16 protein-coding genes are annotated in these 21,471 nt (G+C 38.5%); 3 read left to right on the top strand and 13 right to left on the bottom strand.

Features of this window, described 5'->3' with window-relative positions; genetic code table 11:
• Window positions 1-17: 17 nt before the first annotated feature.
• Window positions 18-6,170 carry a SpaA isopeptide-forming pilin-related protein gene (locus tag MHI58_RS04035; RefSeq protein WP_328702477.1) on the bottom strand — a complete coding sequence of 2,051 codons (6,153 nt, stop codon included), beginning with the start codon at window positions 6,168-6,170 and terminating at the stop codon, window positions 18-20.
• Window positions 6,171-6,869: 699 nt separating this feature from the next.
• On the opposite strand from MHI58_RS04035, the gene MHI58_RS04030 reads away from it, so the two are divergent.
• A complete protein-coding gene (locus MHI58_RS04030) occupies window positions 6,870-8,378 on the top strand; it encodes a helix-turn-helix domain-containing protein (RefSeq protein ID WP_045034491.1) in 1,509 nt (502 codons plus the stop codon).
• A gap of 56 nt (window positions 8,379-8,434) precedes the next feature.
• Here MHI58_RS04030 and MHI58_RS04025 read toward each other — a convergent pair whose 3' ends face one another.
• The 10 genes from MHI58_RS04025 to MHI58_RS03980 all read right to left on the bottom strand — a co-directional run bounded on the left by MHI58_RS04025 (window position 8,435) and on the right by MHI58_RS03980 (window position 17,409).
• Entirely contained in the window at window positions 8,435-8,716 is a 282-nt protein-coding gene (locus tag MHI58_RS04025) for a hypothetical protein (RefSeq protein ID WP_024720262.1), read from the bottom strand.
• Between the two features lie 369 nt (window positions 8,717-9,085).
• On the bottom strand, window positions 9,086-10,360 hold the full coding sequence (locus MHI58_RS04020) for a hypothetical protein (protein ID WP_045034490.1): 1,275 nt from the start codon (window positions 10,358-10,360) through the stop codon (window positions 9,086-9,088).
• 31 nt (window positions 10,361-10,391) lie between these two features.
• On the bottom strand, window positions 10,392-10,961 hold the full coding sequence (locus tag MHI58_RS04015; protein ID WP_024720260.1) for a hypothetical protein: 570 nt from the start codon (window positions 10,959-10,961) through the stop codon (window positions 10,392-10,394).
• Window positions 10,962-11,202: 241 nt separating this feature from the next.
• A complete protein-coding gene (locus tag MHI58_RS04010; RefSeq protein ID WP_045034489.1) occupies window positions 11,203-12,033 on the bottom strand; it encodes a DNA alkylation repair protein in 831 nt (276 codons plus the stop codon).
• Between the two features lie 190 nt (window positions 12,034-12,223).
• Window positions 12,224-13,411: an MFS transporter gene (locus MHI58_RS04005; RefSeq protein ID WP_045034488.1), complete on the bottom strand. Its 1,188-nt coding sequence runs from the start codon at window positions 13,409-13,411 to the stop codon at window positions 12,224-12,226.
• Window positions 13,412-13,437: 26 nt separating this feature from the next.
• Window positions 13,438-14,265: a MerR family transcriptional regulator gene (locus MHI58_RS04000; protein ID WP_045034487.1), complete on the bottom strand. Its 828-nt coding sequence runs from the start codon at window positions 14,263-14,265 to the stop codon at window positions 13,438-13,440.
• A 134-nt stretch (window positions 14,266-14,399) separates the two neighbouring features.
• A complete protein-coding gene (locus MHI58_RS03995) occupies window positions 14,400-14,918 on the bottom strand; it encodes a hypothetical protein (RefSeq protein WP_045034486.1) in 519 nt (172 codons plus the stop codon).
• 26 nt (window positions 14,919-14,944) lie between these two features.
• Window positions 14,945-15,355, bottom strand: a complete 411-nt coding sequence (locus MHI58_RS03990; protein WP_082055579.1) for a DUF6508 domain-containing protein — start codon at window positions 15,353-15,355, stop codon at window positions 14,945-14,947.
• A 320-nt stretch (window positions 15,356-15,675) separates the two neighbouring features.
• Window positions 15,676-15,981: a hypothetical protein gene (locus tag MHI58_RS03985; protein ID WP_045034484.1), complete on the bottom strand. Its 306-nt coding sequence runs from the start codon at window positions 15,979-15,981 to the stop codon at window positions 15,676-15,678.
• Window positions 15,982-15,993: 12 nt separating this feature from the next.
• A complete protein-coding gene (locus tag MHI58_RS03980) occupies window positions 15,994-17,409 on the bottom strand; it encodes a hypothetical protein (RefSeq protein ID WP_045034483.1) in 1,416 nt (471 codons plus the stop codon).
• 50 nt (window positions 17,410-17,459) lie between these two features.
• On the opposite strand from MHI58_RS03980, the gene MHI58_RS03975 reads away from it, so the two are divergent.
• Window positions 17,460-17,822, top strand: coding sequence for a DUF1433 domain-containing protein (locus MHI58_RS03975; RefSeq protein WP_041506594.1), 363 nt, complete (start codon window positions 17,460-17,462; stop codon window positions 17,820-17,822).
• Between the two features lie 271 nt (window positions 17,823-18,093).
• On the opposite strand, the gene rlmD is transcribed toward MHI58_RS03975, so the two are convergent.
• Together rlmD and MHI58_RS03965 are read right to left on the bottom strand one after the other, a co-directional pair.
• Entirely contained in the window at window positions 18,094-19,485 is a 1,392-nt protein-coding gene (gene rlmD / locus MHI58_RS03970) for a 23S rRNA (uracil(1939)-C(5))-methyltransferase RlmD (RefSeq protein WP_045034519.1), read from the bottom strand.
• Window positions 19,486-19,581: 96 nt separating this feature from the next.
• Window positions 19,582-20,451, bottom strand: a complete 870-nt coding sequence (locus MHI58_RS03965; RefSeq protein ID WP_045034482.1) for a DNA-3-methyladenine glycosylase — start codon at window positions 20,449-20,451, stop codon at window positions 19,582-19,584.
• A gap of 433 nt (window positions 20,452-20,884) precedes the next feature.
• Here MHI58_RS03965 and MHI58_RS03960 point away from each other — a divergent pair, with 433 nt between their 5' ends.
• Window positions 20,885-21,391 carry a hypothetical protein gene (locus MHI58_RS03960; protein WP_024720250.1) on the top strand — a complete coding sequence of 169 codons (507 nt, stop codon included), beginning with the start codon at window positions 20,885-20,887 and terminating at the stop codon, window positions 21,389-21,391.
• The last annotated feature ends 80 nt before the right edge of the window (window positions 21,392-21,471 follow it).

Genomic DNA, 21,471 nt, shown 5'->3' with positions numbered 1-21,471 from the left:
ACACTCGTTCCTTCCTTTTACTGAATGGTTCTTCTTCTGACTACAAGAAGAACAGTTCCAGACACTACTAGTAAAATCCCTGCATACATCAAATAACGTAGCCATTCTTCTCCAGTCTTTGGCAATTCACCGTTTGAGTCATGAGGCGGATGTTGATCCCCTTGATCTGAGGCTGGAGGATTCGTGTGGTCCCCTTCATTCTTCATTGGAGCATTTTTCACAATCAATGTCTTGATCTCCACTTCGCCCATTTGAATTGTAAAAGCGAGTGGTTTTTTTAACGCTACATAACCATTTGGAGCTTTCGTCTCTGTGAGTGTATAATCACCAGGTTTAAGCCCTTTGACAATGGCTTCTCCGTCTTTTCCTGTTGTCACAGATTTTATCGTTTTCCCAGCTTTTGTACGAATTTCAAAGGCTGCACCTTTTAAGGTTCTATCTGTCTGCTGGTCTACCTTTATGATACGCAGACTTCCTAAAATCAAGTGATTCTTCGCTGTTAATTGAAGAGGCTTCTGCTGATTTTTCTCAATCGTAAACCGGATCGGCTGATCATCTAATTCATAGCCGTGAGGCGCTTTCGTTTCAACGAATTGATATTCTCCCGGTTTTAGATCGTTGATGTGAAGCTTTCCTTTTTGATCCGTTACAAGTGATTTCTTCAACGTTTTCCCGTCTTTACTCATAAGCGTGAACTCTGCATGTTCGAGCGTATGTCCCTCATCATCTACTTTGGTCAGTTCCACTGCTCCACGCGTCAGTTTGTTGATCATTTCTACTTTTGCTGGTTTGTCTTGACCTAATCGAATCGTAAATGAGACAGGTGTCTGATCCAATTCATAGCCGGCAATGCTTGCTGTTTCGACAAATTGGTAGGTTCCTGGCTTCAGTTGATCGACTGTCAGTTGACCGTTTTTGTCTGTCTTTAAGTCTTTCTTCACACGCTGACCGTGCGCATCAATCAGGTCAAAGGTCACGCCAGCGAGTAATTGACCATCCTCCCCTTTTTTCTCAAGCTTCACAGCACTTGTCGTCCGAATATTTTCTTTTGTCACTTTCACCAGTTGATTTGGATTGAAATCAATCTTGAAGTCTACTGGTTCTGCATCAAGTTGATGTCCAAAAGGAGCCTTCGTTTCAACCAATTGGTAAGCGCCTGGTTTCAAATCGTTGACAGTGATGATGCCTTTTTCGTTGGTTGTTAAACCTGACATCAATTCTTTACCATCGTCATTGAACAGGGTAAATTCTGCACCTTTCAATCTTTCTTTTTCTTCCCCTATTTTTGTGAGTTCTACAGAGCCTTTCTTGAGCTGATTGATGGCTTCCACTTGAATCAATTCTTTTTGACCTAATTCAACTTCAAAGACAAGTGGTTTCGCACTCAATTCATAGCCTTCAAGACTCTTTCTTTCAACAAATTGATAGGTTCCAGGTTTTAGACCTGTGAAGGTAATCTTTCCATCCTGATTGGTTGTAATCCCTTCTCCTCCTGCCACTATCTTTCCTTTGGCATCAGATAGATCAAAGACAACCCCTTCTAATGATTTCCCATCTTCACCTTTTTTGTGTAACAGCACTCCGCCAGTTGTGCGGCTATTTTCTTTTGTCACACTGACCAGCTTCTCAGGGTTAAATGGCATAGCAAAAGTGACAGGTGTTTCGTCAAGCTCATGACCGAATGGCGCCTTCGTTTCAACAAACTGATAGGTTCCAGGTTTCAGATCGTTGACGATGATTTCCCCGTTCTCATCTGTGACGAGACCTGTTTTTATTTCTTTTCCATTTGCATCTACTAGCTTGAATTCTGCTCCTTCAAGCACATCATTCTTTTCACCGAGTTTCGTGAGCTGGACAGCTCCAGTTTTGAGATCATTAATCACTTTGATCTCTGTCGGTTTTTTTTGTGCGATTTCGATGGTAAACGGATAAGGTTTATTTTTCTTTTGGTAACCATCAATACTCTCTGTCTCCACAAGCTGATATTTGCCCGGTTTGAGGTCATCGACCAACAGCTTCCCATCTTCATCTGTTGTCAAATCTTTACGCACGACTTTGTCATTTTGATCCAAGACTTCAAATCGAACACCTTGAAGCTTCTTGCCATCTTCCCCTTCTTTCATCACTTCTAATGCACTTGTTTCATAGAGGTTCTTTTGTGAAATGATGACTGGTTCTTTTGGATCGAGTGGTACTTCAAATGTGATGGGTGTTTCATCTAATACATAACCGTCTGGTGCGTTTGTTTCAATGAGCTGATACGTACCCGGTCTTAGTTCGTTGATCGTGATCTTGCCATCTTTTCCTGTGACAAGCGCACCATTTAGCTCATGCCCATCTTGATCTAAGAGCTTGAACTGTGCACCTTCTAGTCTCTCTCCGCCTTCACCTATTTTGCTCAATTCTGCAGAGCCTTTGATGATGTCATTTACAGCGGTGACAACTGTTGTTTCTGTTTGATTTTCTTTAATGGTGAACGGCCATTTTTGCTGATTTAATTGATAGCCTTTTGGTGCGTTTGTCTCAACAAAATAATAGGAACCTGGCTCAAGATGTTTGAAAAGGATTTCTCCTTTTTCGTCCGTTTTCAAATCGGTTTGGACGGTATCTCCAGATTCATTTTTCAGTTCAAATTCTGCATTTTCTAATGCCGTACCCGTTTCTTTGTCTTTTTTTGTGAGTTTCACATGCTGGCGAATTTCTTGGTTTTGCACCGTCATGCTATTTCCTGTTTTCGTTTGATCTCCTGATTCGTAAGGCTGATCAATCGTGACATTGATCGGTTCCTTCGTTTTCAAATAACCATCAGGTGCTTTCTCTTCTGTCACGATATAGTCACCATACAGAAGACGATCAAATCGAAGACCTCCTTCTTCATCTGTTGTCTTTGTTCCAATGACGATACCGCTCGCAGCATCTGTCAGAGAAAAGGTTGCTCCTTTTAGCGCTTTTCCACTACTCGCATCTACCTTATGAATGGTTAAAGCGCCAATCGCTCCTGTGCCATCTCCCATGCCAGCGGTACGTTTGACCACAACTGAGGCTTCGGATTCCTTTTTGATTTCTTTTACATTTTCACCTCTAAACGTTACTTCGTTTTGAAGTGTACTTCCCACCTTATCTAAAATGAGAGATTGGTATTCTAAAATATAGGGTCTCGTGATTTCTTCTTTAAATTTGATTTGAAAAGAATCTGGATCGAATTCAAGGTCTAGTTCATAATCCTTCCCTTTTTCCAGTTCTTCCTTTTTGGTCACTTGCCCTTTTTCATCTATTGTTGTCGAATACAGATGAAATGAGTTTTCTATTATGGCTTGGTTACTGCTCGGATGGTCTATAATCGTCGCATCTTGGACTGTTGATTGACCAAAGTTGATATTCAGTTTCCAATCAATGACTTTCCCTTGTTGATTTCCTGATTTGCTCGTGTATTTCCCTCCATTTGGAATGGACACCACAGCATTCACGTCTGATTCTTTCGTCTTTCCATCATAAAGGGTCGCTTTATTTTCGTAGGTTTTCTGTACTAAATCCATTCCTTCAACACTTGTTTGATACGTGATTTTGTATGGGGAATCAATGGCATGTTTGAAAATGACTTCGAAGCCTGATTCTCCCTTTTCATTTTCAAGGAATTTGATGTCATAATGTTCTTTCGCTAATACTTCTTTTTCTTCCGCACCATTTTCCCCGCCTTGTAAATCAAGCGAGTAGACGATAATTGAATCTTTAAGCAAACGCTGATTTCCTTGAATGAAATCCTCGATTTTCGCCTCTTCTAGATGTTTCAAATTATAGTTCACACCAATATTCCATGTGATCTCTTTTTTCTTTGCATCATATGTTCCGTTCTTGAATCCATTTGACTGCGTGTATGTGTCAGGCGTAAAGACAGATTGATTTTCCTTCGTCAAATCCTTGCCATCTTCATTTACCCATTCAAGTTTTACATGGTTACGTAGGTTCTTTTGATCTTTATCTGCTCTTTTTTCATAATCAAAAGACGTTGTATATGTGATGGTATGTTCTGTCTTGATTTCTTTCATAAATTGAATATCAAATCCATTTGCATGTTCAACGATTTGATAATCTGTGCCTTCTTCAAGCACTGTATTACCTGTCGTCACTTTTAAACTATCTTTTTGCAACGTCAATCCTTCGTTTGTAAACGTATCTTTTAATATCACGTTGTTCATGGTTTGTTGATCTTTGTTGAAGGTGATACGCCATGGAATGGTCTTGTTCTTGTAATTCGGTGTTCCGTGGTTTTTCGTTAGGATTTGCTGATCAATTCTTTGCTTCGCTTGTTTGCTCTCTTTGCCAGCTGTTACAGTATTGATAATGTCTTCAGCTTCGAAAATCCGCTCGGTTGCTTTTGTTTGATATGTGATGAGATAAGCCGATTGAGTATCTTGATTGAATTGCAAGGTAAACCCGTTTTGTTCATCCTTTTTTTGAGGTTGAACCACGTAATTTTCAAATGCTTTTGTTCCTGCTTCGTTGCCGTTCTGATCAATTGTGACTTCTTTGACTTGAATTGAGTCAGATATTAGCGCCTGTGTACCGTTAAAGAAGTCTTCTATTAAAGCATCCTTTTGAGCCAGCTTTTTTTCGTTATAGTTATACCGAATTTCCCAAGTAATCGTTTGAGTGACTGGATCGTAGTGGGCGGCTTTTTTATTTAAAGGACTGCCTCTTGTCACATTCACTGTTCCTTCTGCTGAACTAATCACTTTATCAGCAGAAACAAGGGACGCTTTATTACGAAACGCAGACTGATCTTGATTCGTAATGTCCGTTTCATACATTAAACGGTAAGCGAGATGCACGTCATCTTTAAATTCAATCGTGAAATCTTGACCATCTGCTGTTTGGCCAATTGTGTAGTGGTTTTCGTCAAGCAGCTGTCCAAGCGATGTTTCACCATTTAGCTTTGTATCTACACGATAAAGCTTGATTGAATCTTTTTTTAACGCTTGACCTTCTTGAATCGGATCTAACAGTTTCGCTTGTTTGACATCATCTAAGTCCATATTAAAATCGACTGTCCATTGAATGGTTTCAGCATTGTAAGATCGATTGGGTTCTCCCTTTTTAGAGACATTTGGACCATTTGGAATGTATTGAATCGGAATCGATATCGTATCTTTGCCTTCAATAGGGGTAATCACCACTTCTTTTTCTTCAGTGATCACTGTTTTTTTATCTAATTGTGTCCATACTTGAAGTGTTCCTTGGATATTTGAATATTGTTTAATAAAATCTGTGAACTCGATGGAGGCATTTCCGCTTTCATCTACAGAAAAATAACCAATGATCGATTGATTAAATTTCATCTCGAGTCGATCGATTTTTTCGTAAATGACTAATTCCTCTGGAACCTTGAAATGGAATTCATCGCCGCCATTATAGTTATGACCATTCGGGATGGCCCACTTATAGTTAATGGAAATCAGTGAGTTGACGTCTGGCTTATCAACTGAATTACCTTCCTGATCTTCAAAAATTAATTTGGCATCAGTAAGGAGATTTTCTTGTATCTGCATTTGTTTTGAGACACTTTGCAATCCTACACGATTAGACACGTTCACTTTGTTTTTAAGTAACTCATCTTCATCGCTTTGTGTCTTTTGAACAGTTTCTTGATTGTTAGCAACTTTGTCTTTTTCCGATGAGGTTGAATCATCTTTTGAAAGATTTTCTTTATGCTCATTTTGCTTTGTTTTCTCTTTTTTCTCAGCTATACTGGTGACGTCAATATCTATAGATCCTTCTAAATTCGGATCAAGCTTAATTTCCTCATTGAATGTGACCGTCACTTCATTTTGTTTCGAAACGGTATACTCACCAACAGGTATGTCATCGACAGTAATGAGTTCTTTCTGCTCCTTCTCTACCTGAATGACTGAAGGAAGAGAGAGAATATAAGGATATTGCTTTTTGAGATCAATTCCTTTAATAGACCAATGCACAATGGCCTTTCTGACTTGCTGATCTTCTATGCTTGATAACTTGTTGCCTTCGCTATCAGCAAACTCAATATTCCCATAAATATTCTCTTGAATGTCTTTAGCTTGTGCCCCTGCTAAAGGCAAGATTCCTAATATACTAGACTGTATGACTAACATGGTCATCAGTGCCACCGACAATATTCTTTTCAATACATCCACCCTTTTCTACAATTATTTTTCAACAACGATTAAAAAATCATTTGTATACTGTCTGATCAATCACTCCGCTTCTATCAAATTTTTCTAAAAATTGCACCTTAAGACCCAATGAATAAAATGAGTTGGTCAATCATGAGTTTGAAAGGTCATCATGAGTAGTAGATATAGTAGCTGGATAGGGGTCTATAGCAATGGGGAATAGTGAGAGGGAACATGAAAAGAAGACATGTGAATTTTTCTATTTATACTGGAACGAACAACAAATGATTAGTACATGCATATATAAGCATGTATTCACATATAGAACGTTCATATAAAACAAGCATGACTCATATGGTATGTATGGTGAGATAGTTCAGCATCATATAGATCGCATTCCTTCTACTCCCTTCCATATGGTAATCAAAAAGCCGATGCTTTTTATTCTTACATTTACCGTTTGAGCAGCAAAAAAATAAACAAAATGATCCATTTTTATAGGATTCATGGCATACTTATCACCTTTTAAAAGAAAAATATGGAGAATCAGCGAATAACATTTGTTTTCGTCTAATTTTTTTCTCTTTTATCGTCAAAAGTGAAGACAAAACGATTTAGGCAAAACATTACAATCATTTCATGCCTATTTTGAGCTCAAATGTTCTTCATCTGAACTTCATAATATATAGAGGCAAGTCAAAGGAAGGAGTTAGTTGTTTGATGGAGCTCATTGATAATAAATCAAAGAGATGGATAAACATTTTAAAATTGCTTGTATCCAAAAATAAGTGGTGGAGCCTTCAAGAGATATCGAATGAAAATATCGGCTCGATTCGTGCGATTCAAAGCGATTTAGAACAAATGAAATCGTTCCAAACAGAGAATGGAGAGCCGTTAATCCACATAAAGCCAAGACAAGGCATATCCATTTGTAATACGCAGACGATACGAGTGGATTACTATATCAAAGAAATTCTAAAGGATACGATTGAAATTCGATTGATTGACGGCATTTTTTTTGAAGAAAATAGATCTTTCTATGAATGGATGGACACGCTGAATATCAGTAGATCCACATTGTATAACACGATTCATAAAATCAACTCGATCCTTACATCCTATGACATTGAGTTACGTCCAGATAGTATGCAGTTTCATGGGAATGAGAAGGAAATTCGTCAATTCTTTGTTGAATTTTTATTTGAAGTGTATGGAAGCCGGCTTTGGCCATTTGATGATATTCAAAAACAAGACGCAGTTCATTTATTACAAGAACTATTTCAGGTGCTCGAAGTCAATGTACCAGATGTCGCGATAGATAAATACTGCCTGTGGCTCGGCGTTTCCATTCACCGAATGCGAAAAGGTTTTACAATCAGCCGTAAATATACATACTCAATGAATGAAGAAAAACAAACCTCTACGGCTAAAGGAATCTATGATCAAATTAGAAGATGGGAAGAGCACATCTGCCGAATGGCCAAAGACGTATTTGATGTGACGCTGGATCATCATGAATTTGTCTTTTTGCTATTGATCGAACCAGCTATTGGACACTTTAAATCAATTGAAACTGTCGAAGAAAAATTGACGTTCTTTCAGTCGCATACACCACGCCTCTATGATGCCATTTATTCATTTATCACCCAGTTGGAGTCGATTTTTCATCAAGAAATAGCGAATCGTAAGGTGATGACACTCGTTCTTCTCCAATATTATGTGTATTCCAATGAAATTACCGTGAGAGATGGATTCCTTTTCAAAAAGAAATCGAGCTATTTATCAGAGGTGAAAAAACAGTTTCCCTACTTCTATTCGAGGATTAGTCATATCATCCAAGAGTTAAAAACAGACGATATCCTTGCTTCTTTTGTGAAAAATGAACGGGAATTGATTCGTATCATTACATCTTCTTGGAGAGGGCTTGTTCATTTGGAGATGGAACGGAGAAACGTGCTGAACATTTTTGTTATTTCAACATTAGGTTATTATCATAGTTTGTTTATTGCTGATTTAATTAAATTAAGCGTGCCTCCTCTCATTCACATTTTCACAAGTCCAGAAAATTCGTTAAATGATGTCACGATGGATCAACTTGGGGTTGATATGATTGTGACCGATACTGAGCTTCCTCTTCAATTCGGTCGATCTACGCTGCTGATCAGCTCTTTTCCAACAAAAAAAGAATTGGACAACTTACACCGAAGATTGATTGATATGACAAACTAATGTTCATCATAAAAAAAAGCTGCTGAGACATTCTCAAGCAGCTTTTTGGTTCTGTATTAATGAAGCACGATTTGTTCATTCATTAAATCAATGGCGTAAAGCGATTGCCCATATTCATCTAATAGAAGGTATACTTTGAGCGGGGCAGTGGTTTGATCTGTTTGCTGCGTGAATAGGACACAAGTGAATTTTTCAATCCCTTCTGGCAGCTTGCTTTTCAGAAAAGGATGAAGAATAGGAGAGATTCGAAGGGTATCAACATCTTTCAGCCAAAGCTCATCTTGTAACGCAGGATAATGGTCAACCAAAAACTGACGAAACACTTCCAATGTACTCAAGGTAGATATCCTCACTTTCTTCTAACTTGGCTTCAAACTCACCTAAAAACAAACGGAACCAACTCATCATATGATCTCGGTACACGTATTTTCGCATACGGCTTGAGACATGATCACTCACTTTTTAGACATGAACTGTAGATCAACTGTACTGTCACGAATGTTCAATATGTATAACGTTTCCTATGTCATCTCATTGACTCCACCACGAATTCAAACAATGGACCTATGATCATATTCTTACCTGTTTTCTTTCGTGATGAAACGACAACTTCCTGCTACAAAATTCCATTTTTCTGCAAAAAAGAGGGAGATGGGACAAAAAAAAGAACAGCACTGACTGTTCTTTCAATAGCGTAAAGTGTCAATTCAAATATCCTGTAAAGGAATGACTTCCCCGCTCACTGCATCCACTCCATCATGACAATCTAGTTTTCCACATAAGACATACTGCTTTTCTGTAAAATCATATACATAGATGGGGGTCAGCTCTAACCGATCTTTTAATTTTTCGAAGGCTTCTTGTTTTGTCATGGTGATTTTACCAGGAGGTTGGAGTTCATCCAACATGCCACACTCCTTAAACATTTCTTTTCTATCTATGTAATTAACGGCTTCAAATGTAAGGGCATCAATGAATATCAAGATTTTATCTGTAAGCAAGCTTCTCTCTTGTCTATTTGCTTTTACTGTTGCATGAATGTAATGATCACGATGAAGAGAAATGCAAACCCATTTTCCAGTGTCGTTAGGATATTCCTGACTCAACAAGTTTTGAACTGCTTTCAAACACTTATCTTTTTCTTCCTCTGTTATTGGCATTGTATCTGGTGAGGGTTCAATTGAAAAGGCTTGATCATCTGAGATGTCTTCTTGAATATTTAATTCCTTTCTTACAAAAGGTTCAGTTATTGGTTCATCCCATTTGATGATTTGGTTGATATTGAGACATTGATGTTCCTGTATCGTACCTTCAAACGGGAGGATTCCGGTTCCATCATTCTTTACATACACTTCTTCTAACGCATAAATTGGACGAATTTTATTCTGATCAAAGGAAGGCCATTCGATTCGTTGCACTTGCTGAAGGGCTAAGCTTTCAATCTTCTCAATGAGCAGCGTATATTTTTCAGCCCTGTGCTTTTTTATTGAGACAAATGGGCCGTGACGAACAAAGTAAATGAGTTGTCCATGTTCATCCCATTTCACATCAATCATGCCCGAAGGGGTCACTGGTACACCAGCAATTTTTCCCTCAAAAATAAGCTCCCCTTTTTCCTCCTTATGCAAGTGAAAGTGCTCTCCATATATCAACCCTGTTTCTTGTTCAATCCATTTGATGGCGTCATTCTGGCCGCTATCAAACCACACACCCTCCTTTGCATATGTTTTACCCATGACAAAAACAGCACTCTCAACCTTTCCTGTATTCAAATTCACTTCTATCACGGCTGTGCCATCCGGGTTTAAATCTTCGTCCACAGGTTCCGTTTCATGTGGAGGAAACCATTCCATACACAATTTATAAATTGTTTCATTAAACATATTCACATTTCGGTAATACTCGTAGTTTTTTAAACGATAATCATCTAAGCCGAACTTCTTTCTTGTATCATCTATTAGATGCTGTAGAGTTTCATTCATTTGTTTCACCTCAATCTGTTAAGTGATTATCTTATGGAAGGACGAAAATAATGATAAAGCCGAATAGGATGATAGCTGATAAAAGGCCTAAAACCAAACCCATCATATTTGATTCCTTTGTATACCCTTTTAATTCGTGTTCCTCAGTAGATCGATCAATTTTTCTAAAGCGAAAAAGCATGCTTACATTCATAATAACTAGAAACATAGCCACTAAGAAAAATAGAAATGCAGGTTGTATTTCAAAGAATGGGTTCGTTACATCTCGGAAGCTAAATGACTGAAAAAACATCAGACCACTCAATACTACTCTCGAAATATTTTCTGTTCTCTGTTCTTTCTCCCACTCTTTTCCTAACTTCTCTTTTTCATAAATAGCTACCTGCTCAAAAATGGGAATGAAAGATTTTGTTGATTTCCTTTTAAAGAATCCTAAAATACTTTGAAAGAGCATAACAATTCCTAGACAAAAAAACAAATGAGTTAATTGAATATGTAAGATTTGAAAAAAGATTGAAAACGTCACGATCATGATGCCAGCTATTAAATTACATGTGACTAATTGGTTTGTTCTCATCTTTTTCAGTGCTACTTGTTCCATACAATACTCCTCTCCTTCTCTATTGGTTCTAATAAAAGCTCTATCTGTACTACGTTTTTATCGGAAAAATGTTTCAATATTTTTCCTTTCTATTGTGAATTTGGTTTTTCACACACGAAAAAAGTAAAGAGTAATTCCCTTTACTTTTTCGCTTGCCTCTATGGGTTTAGTCCTATTCTCAAACCGCTGAATTGACTGCTTACTCATTTTCATGAACTGTCTAATCAGTTCATATTAGTGTTTAAAAATTCCCCTTCACAATCGTTCTTTTGGCTTTCTTGACAATTCTGCTGGTTGCTTTTGTATCAGAATCTTTTAACCACTGTTCACACAGGTTTATGACCCAATTTGGTTGTGTTTTACTAGCGTCATTGAGCCAGTTTCCAACAGAATCTTGAACATATGTTGATGGATCAGATTTGAGCAAGTCTAGAATAGGCTGTGCCCTCATTGGCTCTTGTTTTAATGACTCAATATGCTTTGTCCAAACACCTCTTGGGCGAATAGCTTCTACTGAGAATCGGCGAATATTTTCATCTTTACTTTTAGCCCATGCTGTTAAATGTTCTATACTTTGATCAAGCTGATCCGTTAGGCTTTCTCTCACTGACATCCACGCAATTTCTCTAACTCCAAAATGATGATCAGCTGCAAATGGCTGAATGTACGCCAATTTCTCTTCCAAAGTTGATAAACGGTGTTTGTTCATATAAGCAGCCCAACAGCGGACGCTATCAGATACATGGTGAGTAAATGCCTGTAGCACTTCCGCTTGTTTTTCCCCATTCTCTTTCTGTAGCCATTCATCTAACAATTGACCGATAAGACGAATTGCTTTCATTCCAGACTCAGCCTTTTGTTGAGTGATCTTAGATGTTAAGCCGTCTAAATGATGGTCTAAACCAACGGATGGCAAAACATGACGTAATAACGTCATATGATTGACAGCCAGCCATTCAGTTAAATTCACACTCTCTATTTTTCCCTGATTCAAAAGGAACAAGACGTCATGAGGGATATCAGTCCCCTTTCGAGCACCTTTTCGATTGATGATCTCTTCGCTTATTTGCATTTATTTTCTCTCCTCGTCTAGTGGTGCTTTTGTTTGATATTCATCGTTTTTAAAAGAAATATATGAATGCCTTCAATCTTTGGATATTGCCCCCTATTGTATCAAATAAACAACTTTACTGGTGCATTCTTCAAATTAAAAAGGAACTAACCGAAATAAGTAGTCCCTTCCATACAAAATTGAATTTAAGTTACCTTCCTTGTTCGATCACCTTCAAACTCTTCTGCTGAGAGATTCTGTCAAACGCCACCATCAAGATGGTCATGAGTAAAGCGAGAAGAACCGTTCCAGCACTGATCCAGCTCAGGTGCAATATAGATGTCCTGCTCAATACAATCCCCCCTAACCCCGAGCCTAAAGCAAATCCGAATTGAATAAATGATGTATTGACACTTAATGCGATATCAGGAGATTTCGGAACAAGGGTTACTAGATATAGCTGCTGAGCTGGTGATGTACTCCATGTTGCGATCATCCATATCATGATAACAGCCACCATGACCACGAGATTCCCTGTGACAAATGCTAGTAGCATGAGCATCATGATTTGCAAAGTGATGCCAGAAAAAATCGTGAAGATGGGTCCTTTTTTATCTGCTGCCACCCCTCCAAGGCTTGACCCTAAAAAGCTGCATATTCCCGCTAGTAACAAAATGCCACTGATTTCTGTGATGCTTAGGTTGGCTGACTGTTGCAGGAAAGGCGTTAAATAGGTAAATAAAGTCGAATATCCCCCTACATAGAATAACGTGACTGCCACTGCAAGCAATATTCGCCTGTCTTTTAAAATCGATAATTGCATACGAAGCGTCACCGGTTCTTGTTCTTTCATAGAAGGGATCCGCCTATACACCACAATCAGCTGAATAAGCATGATCACTCCAATGGCTGCGAATAATGCTTTCCATCCGATCATACTGCTTAGAAATGTCCCGATTGGAACGCCTAAAACCAAGGAGCTGCTTAATCCCATTAAAATGATGCCAATCGCTGTTCCTCTTTTTTCCCGTTCTACAAGACGAGTTGCAACCGCCATCGCCACTACAATCGCCGTTCCCCCACTGATTCCTTGTAAAATTCTTGTGATCATAACCATTTCAAACGAATGGCTGATACTTGTGATGAAGTTACTTAAAATAAAAATGATCAGCGTCCATGTTAATATTTTTCTGCGGTCCATATTGATGGTTAGTGCGATGACAATCGGTGCACCGATTGCGGCCGAAAGTGCTAAAGATGTGACCAATAAGCCAGCAGTAGACGTTGTGACATGTAAATCATGTGCGACCATTTGAATAATGCCTGTAATGATATATTCGATTGTTCCAATTAAAAAAGCTGCTAATGCAAGTAAATAGACAACGGTTTTATTTTTCATCGTGACGTTTCTCCTTTGGGCCATGTTTACAATTTGATTTCATTTTTAATAGGAATTTGAATTTCAATGAGTCTGCCCTCTTCATTTTCTGACAATGGGTAATAGATTTCTCGGCCCGGCTGATCATCTTTCACGCGGTATCCGTTATGTTCGATCCATGTCGCCAGGTCAACACAAGCAGTTTGTGCGGATGGAGAATGTGAATGAAATAAAAGTGTTGCCATGGTGTCTTCTGCAGGTAACGTGCGAATTGTCATTCTCTGAGGAAGCGAGCACCTTAACGATTTGACAGAATACCCCACCTCAAATTCGAACTCACTTTCTTTATCCAGTGATTCTCTCCATAGCACCACTTGTGGTCCCGAGATCGATTCTTGTTGATGTTTATGTAATAAATGATGAAACATTTGAAAGAATGAAGGGATTTCTTCAACAGTTCCGTTGGATTGAAAAGACATGATGCGTTTGCTTTCAACAGATTTGATGATGACCTCCTGTTCTTTTTCAACACACCCCTCTCGTTTGATGAGGTGCATTCGCTCCTTAATACGGGCTAATTTCTGTTGTTCTCTTTCGATCAATTGCTGAATCTCACTCTCTTTCAAGAGAAACATGCCCTGAATTTGCTCTACTGAGATATCTTCACGAAGAAGCTGCCCCATTTGTTTTAACGTAAAGCCTAATTCCTTATAAAGAAAAATTCGATTGACCTCAAGTAACTGCTCAGCTGAGTAATAACGGTATCCCGAATCTTGATCGATCTGCTGAGGCTTTAATAAATCAATTTGGTCATAATATCTTAAGGTTTTGACAGGCACTTTACTTAACATAGAAAAATCGCCGATCTTGAACATCCTGCATCTCCTCCGATTTGTTGATCTGATCACAGTATAAACCTTTCAGTTAAGGGGAAGGTCAACATGAAGTTGATTAAATTTTTCAAAAGCACGAAAAAACCTAGATTTCTCTAAAATCTAGGTTTTGCTCATTATCCTACTATTTTTTCTAACAATCCCATCTCTTCAACAATCTTTATATCATTCATAAATCGTTGCAAACTTACTTTATGCTCTTTCTTTTGTAAATGTGTTGAATAACCTAAGCATAGATTAAAAATACAATCTAACCTTTCTCCGACCCCACTATAAAAATAATTCGTCAATATTCCATTATTTTCACTTGCAAGAACCACAACTGTAGCGATCTCTAATACATATTCTATATCTTCTATAGAAATCGTTCGATCCTTTTTCTTAGCAGTCATGAATTCATGACTATGAATAGAACGAATCCTACCTTCAAGTAAATTGAGTATAGACCTTTTATAGATGACATACACACTGTGAATATGATGTTTATCAGGACAATAGGGATCTTGTAAAATGAATTTTATACGTTCATCTTCTTTATCCATTTTTATTGCATCAAGATCATATAATAAAATATGATCAATTTCTTCTATTTTCATAGGAGGAAACATGTGGGCTACATCTGTTTTGTTTTTCATTTGATCACCCCGAAATCTAGTCTCTATTACTCCAAATGTTCCAATCTTTCAAGCCACTTGACAAGAGTTCCGTTTGTAAAGACATCGAGTATGACACCCTCGCAAAATCGTTCAGCTCTCAGAACCCCCATGATGAGAGCCAGTACACACTGCGCATTTACATTTGAGATGTCCACATTCTCCATATCGTTCGTTCCATCCTCAATGCCATTTTCTTTGAGGATCTCACTGTAGCGGGTAAGCTCCATTTCTTGATGTTGTTCTGCAAAGGTATAGACATCCTCGATAAAACGACGGACCGTTTCGGAATAATTCACATAGGGCATCTGAATCGGATGTTCCGCTGTTCCATCATTTTCTTGATCTATGACCCATTCACCAATATCATCGCCTTGAAGCATAGGGATATAGTTTATTAAGATGTTAAATTGACTCAATCTCATCCTCCACCTTTCTGAATTAAAAATTCTTTGATCGATCTCTCTCAATAAGTTAATAAAAAAGTCCGTGATGATCGTACAAACTAGAAGCCAGTATTCAAATCACGAACCATTTTTATTCATTTCACTTTTTACACTCGTACCATCGATAGAACTGTCTTCACATACACGGTATTAATCATCTTGCTCGTCAACGTTTATGTGTCATATTAAATAATAAGCTGATACCAGCTGTGAATAAAGCGTCAAGGAATTTATAAGACGATTCCCAAATAAAAAAACACCTCTGTCACATCGTTGCGAAGAGGTTATGTTCACTATTTTGTCTTTATAGTTCTTAGAAAGGCACTTCTGTTCTCTGTGGCATTTGTCAGCATCTTCGCATTTTCATTGAGTCTTTGTATCAATGCATCCTTAGCTTTTCCTTCAAATGAAGAGAGTAAAGCAACATACACTTCAGCTACAACCTGTTGTGCTGAAGAAAAGTCTGACGCATGTTTTGTGTCTTCTTTTAGATTCTGACAATGCGTTTTTAAACTTGAACCTACAATTTTTTTTAATTCCTCATTCTGTTGTAATCGTCTGTAAAACTCATCTGCATCCATATTAACTCCATATGGCAATTGAAATCCCCCTTACAACCGTAACCATCTTGCTAATTCATTATCCTTATCTTTTAAATCCTCCGCCATTTTCACAATAAACTCACTAATATCCTCTAAATCTCTAATCAAATAATGTAGAGAAGCCTCAGTTTGATACTGTTCTTCTGAGTCATAAAATGCTGCTCCATCTTTCACAAAAGGGGCGTGAAACAATATAGCTTTTTCAACGTCACTTGGATCTAAATCCTTGAATTCTCCTAACCTTTTTCCGCAAATAGATTTCACGTCATACACCATTTTGCTGTGATCATGAGGGAATTGTTCAATTGCTTGTTTTTTTGTTTTTAAGTCTTCGATAGCTGCCTGTAATCGACGAGCTAATTCTTTTGCATATTTGGCATCCACTTTGATGGTTTGTCCATTCATACCTGAATAAGATGAGAACGATTCGATATTCTGGTTATAAACACCTTTGCTTCCATCCACACTTTTGATATGACCATTCTTATCAAAAGTAAAGTTCGACTCATTTAAACTATGAGTATCCGGATTTTTTGCGAATGCTTGGCCATAGAAGGAAGTAATCAAATTTCCTAAAACCCCAGGAACACCAAGCGGTGACACAAACCGATCTATACGCTCTCTTCGTGATTGACTAGGATTTTTCGTATAAATTGTCGTTCCGTTGTGCCTGTCATATTCTAATAACCAACCTGCCCCCACCATATCATCGGGATTAATGATGGCTTTATGATACAAATCAAATTCACCGTTTCTGATTTTCTTCTGAGTTTCTTCATCATGCAGCTTAACAATGGAAGGGTTGTTAAAGGCTACACTGTAAACATGATTGTTTACACCAGCGTATTCCGCATCTGCCCCTCCAAGTGAGTGACCCGTTGTTGAAATCACTGTATTAGTGCCAGCATACTTTTTCACTTCATTGGCGACGAGCTTATCACCTTGATCAAATTGAGATGTCTTAGTGACAATTTTGTAATCTCCACTTTTCAACAACATGGCTTGTTCCATACTACCGTTATACTTGGTAATCGCTTTAGAGTTTTCAGGTGCCTCTTTTTTCATGATGTATTTGACTTTCTTTTTCGGGTCTTGACCCATTACCACGTTGCCGCCATCTGCACTTATCACGTCAGCTTTGATTTGTTCTTGATTTGTTCCTTGAAAACCTACGACAACATTCTCAGGTTCTTTTGGTTTAACCCATTTACCTTCTTTTTTCTTGGCTTGGACAAATACGTAAACATCTAGGCCTGTGTCTGGGTCTTTTTTGATTTTGTCTACATAAAAAGCTTTTTTTGAATCATTTACAAGTGGTGTCTTATTCTCATAGGCTTTTCTCATTTTCTTTTCACTATATGTATTTTGGCTCAGAGAAAAATAATCTTTATCTGTTAAATTAGGTATGTCCGTCTTTGTATTCATGTACAATGCCCCTTCTCTCATGTAAAATCTAAGATAGAAAGGATGGTTTTATGAAAAAATACATAATTATCCTTGTGACTTTGGTTATTATAACACTTGGAGGGATATTTATGAAGGAACAACACGACCAAAAAACAGCTGCCCAAGAAGCTAAAAAAGAAGAATTGTATTCCTTGGCTAAGAAAAGAATGACTGACTTTATTAAAACAAACTATAATGATATTAAACGAATTGATTATACTGATGATTATGAGATAAACCCAATGGGCGGTATTGAAATTAATGGTTATCTCAATGAAAATAAGAAAAAAGAAATATGGGGAATCTATGATAAAGGCAATGACGAAGTCATATCTTTCACTGTAGATGCTAAAGAAAAACCCGAGTGCGAAGATAAAGTATGCGAGTATTAAAAAGAGGATAAATCATCGAATAAACAAAAACGTCCCCTTGGAATTTCAAGGGGACTATTTGTTTACTTCAAGAAGGCTTCGAGCTACGCCTTTTTCTTTGGTTTTGGACCATATATACCATCTGCGATAACACCATGCATATATTCATATAAAACTTCCATTGATAAAACATGACTGGTGATATTTATGCTCACTTAAAAAAAATTTGGTGATTACTTCATATTAGAAGGTTAAATGATCATAATGGCCTTTCGCGGTTCTTTGCCCACTATTATTTAAGGACTAAAGACACCACACACTCCACATGCGCCGTATGCGGAAACATATCCACTGGCTGCATGTATTCGATTTTGTAGTCTTTTGACATGTATTCGAGGTCTTTTGCTAGTGTAGATGGGTTGCAAGAGACGTAGACAAAGCGTTTTGGTTTGACTTGTTTGACGGTGTCTAGGAAAGTGCGTTCACAGCCTGTTCTTGGCGGGTCGACGACGATAACATCGGGACGGAAGCCTTCTTTGACCCATTTTGGCAGCCAGTGTTCGGCTGTGCCTGTCACATAAGTTGCGTTTTTCATGCCGTGTTTTTTGGCATTTTTCTTCGCGTCATCAATTGATTCTTTGATGACATCCATACCTCTTACTTCTTTTGCTCCATCTGAGAGCCACATTCCAATGGTTCCAACGCCGCAATACGCATCGACTACCTTTTCTTTGCCAGTTAGTTTGGCCGCTTTTTTCGCTTCGTCGTAAAGCTTTAATGTCTGCTTCGGATTCAATTGGAAGAAAGCCCGTGCACTCAATTCAAATGAGACGTCTCCTAAAAATTCTTGGATGACCATGTTGCCAGCTAGGTGCGATGTTTTATGCCCAAAGATGACTGACGTTTTTTCGCCATTGATATTGTGCATAATAGACGTCACTTCTGGCAGCCGTTTTTGAATGGCTTCGGCGATTTCTTTTTTCTTTGGAAACTCAGGCTTTGATGTGACAAGGACGACTTGTACTTCACCTGTTTCAAAGCCGACACGCACAACAATCGAGCGCACGTCGCCTTTTCTTGTCCGCTCGTTGTAGACAGATACGCCGAATTTCTCTAAAATTTTGCGGACGACGCCTGTTGTTTTGTTCGTTTTCGGATGCTGGACGATACATTCCTTGATCGGAACAAGTTTATGAGAATTCAGCCCATAAAGCCCTGCGATGATGTCGCCGCTATGTGATCTTCCGACTTGGAACTGACTTTTATTCCGGTAGTGCCACGGATCTTCCATACCGATTGTTGGTCTAATATCGATCTTTTCAACCGACAGCTTTGTATGACGCTCCATTGATTGAATGACAATATCGCGTTTTTCCTTTAATTGCTGCTCGTATGCCAAATGCTGAAGCTGACAGCCTCCGCACTCTTCGTATACTGGGCACGGCGGTTTCACTCGATGTTCTGAGCGCTTGCGGACTTTCCTCACCGTACCTTCTGCATATTTCGCTTGAACATTCGTTGCTTCAACTACTACTTCCTCACCTGGAAGTGCACCTGGGACAAAGACCACTTGCTTTTTAAAATAACCGACCCCTTCCCCATTAATGCCAAGGCGTTTAATGGTAAGCGGGAACTGCTGTCCCTTTTGCAGAAGGGCTCCTTGCTGTTTTTCTTTCACGTTTATTCTCTCCGTTCTATTTAAACCTTTATCGGTTGTCCTCATTTTATTCCATCTGAATAGTATATCACGACTTGGACGAAGAGAGAAAATGCCTTTCAATTATTTATCTGTCTCTATACTTCTCCATAAATAAAGGGAAGCGTAGCTTAAATACGGTGCCCACTCCTTGCTTAAAACTGCCATCTCTTCTTTTGTTGGCTTTACTGGCAGGTCAAAGTGACGTTTGATCGCATTTTGAATCCCGATATCTGCCATTGGAAAGAGATTTGGTCTTCCTAGTCCATTCATGAGGACATTTTGAACCGTCCAAGGTCCAATCCCTCTAATCGGAAGCAGACGTTCTTCAATTTCAATATCCGTTAAGTCGTGTAATTCTTCTAAATTTAGAGAGCCGCTCACTATTCGCTTTGAGACATCAATCACATATTCCGCTTTTCGCTGACTGAATTGCAGTTTTCTCAAATCATCGGTTTCAAGTGATGCAATGGTTTCCGGTAAAGGGTCAAACCAGACGCCGTCGATTTGCTCACCATACGTATGAACAAACCGTTTCGTCAGCTCATAAGCAAATGCAAGATTGAGCTGCTGATGAATGATGCATTTCATCAAGCAATGATATAGATGGAAATCCAGCATAAGCGGCGTTCCGATATGACGTTCAAAAATGGGCGCAAGATTTGTTTGAGCAAAATGGTCATGCACAGCATGTAATTGATGTTCCATGCCAAATATCCGCTTCACCTCAGAAAGGATGGCTTCCTCCGGCCCGTTTGCCTGTACCCGGAACGAAGGTGCTTCTTTTGTTCCTGTCGCTTGAACGACTGCAATGTACGGTTTATGATTCAGCCTCATCGGTACTTTGATTTCTCTTTTATCCAGATCGACCGCCTTTAATGGATCGCTCGACAAACGTCTCAGCACTTGATCGAAGTGATAGGGCGGTTCAACCAATAAGTGTTTTTCCCACATGTTTTTCCTCTTCCTTTCTGCCAACACACGCAGATGTGATTGTTTCACTTTGCATGAATGATTCTCTATATTGAATACTTTTAAATATAAAGAGTACAAGAATTTATCAGTTATATCTTCCTTATTTATGGTCATTCTCCTTTTGGATAGATGAAAATTTTTAGTCGAATTCAGCTAAAATTCGACAGCAATCTTCAACATTTTAGGATCATTTTCCTTAAATTAGAAATAGAACCTATGGGTGATATCTTCTATTTCAAAAATATTTGTATAATTATGACATATCAAGGAGGTGAACAAAGGAATTAGCGGATTAGGCAATCATTTGTTTCATCTTGCAGGAACATATTTACCTCATTGATAACCGGCTTCACCTAGTTTCACGTTTTACTAAAAGAAGACCCAAAATTTAAAAACAAAGGAGATCCGACCAATGAAAAAAACAATTCTTTCTGTTGCCCTTGCCACTGCTGTTTCTTCGACACTACCAGTATTCGCTGACGCTGCTGAGCAAAAAACTGCTCCAGTTTCAACAACTATTCAGCAAACTGTGTTAAACAAAGCTGCTGAAGGTAAAGCTTCAACAAATGCGACAAATGTTAACATTAACTTTGACGTACTTGGAATTGCCAATGCATTAATTAATGCTGCAAATGCTAACACGAACCGTGAAGGCTTTGTCAAAGGATTAATGGAGTCTGCTTTCTATGCTGCTGGCGCAAAATACAATGTCATGGTCTTTAACTTAAGCCAAGGCTATGAGACTCGTTTCAACGGTGTTAAAACGTTTGCTACTGTTAAATACGGAAGCATTACGTACGGAGTTTGGGTATTTGAAAATGGATCTTTCACAAACAAAGGTGATGGCGGTTATATCAACTGGGCATTTAGAGGTTGGTTCGACCGTAACGGTGGTTTCGTCAACTTCCGTCGTCCTTAATTCTCGCTTTATCCATCAATCATACACGCACATTGGACCGATCTCAGCGATGAGATCGGCTTTTTTATGGTGAAAACGTA

It is taken from the genome of Bacillus sp. FSL K6-2869 (genome assembly GCF_040869405.1).
Taxonomy (GTDB): domain Bacteria; phylum Bacillota; class Bacilli; order Bacillales; family Bacillaceae; genus Bacillus; species Bacillus altitudinis.
The sequence above is the reverse complement of the archived record's forward strand: the minus strand, read 5'-3'. Positions and strand labels throughout refer to the sequence as shown.

What these genes read in the sequence shown, in the direction of transcription:
- MHI58_RS04030 (WP_045034491.1), top strand. Translation starts at nt 6,870, where the DNA reads ATGGAGCTCATTGATAATAAATCAAAGAGATGGATAAACATTTTAAAA.
- MHI58_RS04020 (WP_045034490.1), bottom strand. Translation starts at nt 10,360, where the DNA reads ATGAATGAAACTCTACAGCATCTAATAGATGATACAAGAAAGAAGTTC.
- MHI58_RS04015 (WP_024720260.1), bottom strand. Translation starts at nt 10,961, where the DNA reads ATGGAACAAGTAGCACTGAAAAAGATGAGAACAAACCAATTAGTCACA.
- MHI58_RS04010 (WP_045034489.1), bottom strand. Translation starts at nt 12,033, where the DNA reads ATGCAAATAAGCGAAGAGATCATCAATCGAAAAGGTGCTCGAAAGGGG.
- MHI58_RS04005 (WP_045034488.1), bottom strand. Translation starts at nt 13,411, where the DNA reads ATGAAAAATAAAACCGTTGTCTATTTACTTGCATTAGCAGCTTTTTTA.
- MHI58_RS04000 (WP_045034487.1), bottom strand. Translation starts at nt 14,265, where the DNA reads ATGTTCAAGATCGGCGATTTTTCTATGTTAAGTAAAGTGCCTGTCAAA.
- MHI58_RS03995 (WP_045034486.1), bottom strand. Translation starts at nt 14,918, where the DNA reads ATGAAAAACAAAACAGATGTAGCCCACATGTTTCCTCCTATGAAAATA.
- MHI58_RS03980 (WP_045034483.1), bottom strand. Translation starts at nt 17,409, where the DNA reads ATGAATACAAAGACGGACATACCTAATTTAACAGATAAAGATTATTTT.
- MHI58_RS03975 (WP_041506594.1), top strand. Translation starts at nt 17,460, where the DNA reads ATGAAAAAATACATAATTATCCTTGTGACTTTGGTTATTATAACACTT.
- MHI58_RS03965 (WP_045034482.1), bottom strand. Translation starts at nt 20,451, where the DNA reads ATGTGGGAAAAACACTTATTGGTTGAACCGCCCTATCACTTCGATCAA.
- MHI58_RS03960 (WP_024720250.1), top strand. Translation starts at nt 20,885, where the DNA reads ATGAAAAAAACAATTCTTTCTGTTGCCCTTGCCACTGCTGTTTCTTCG.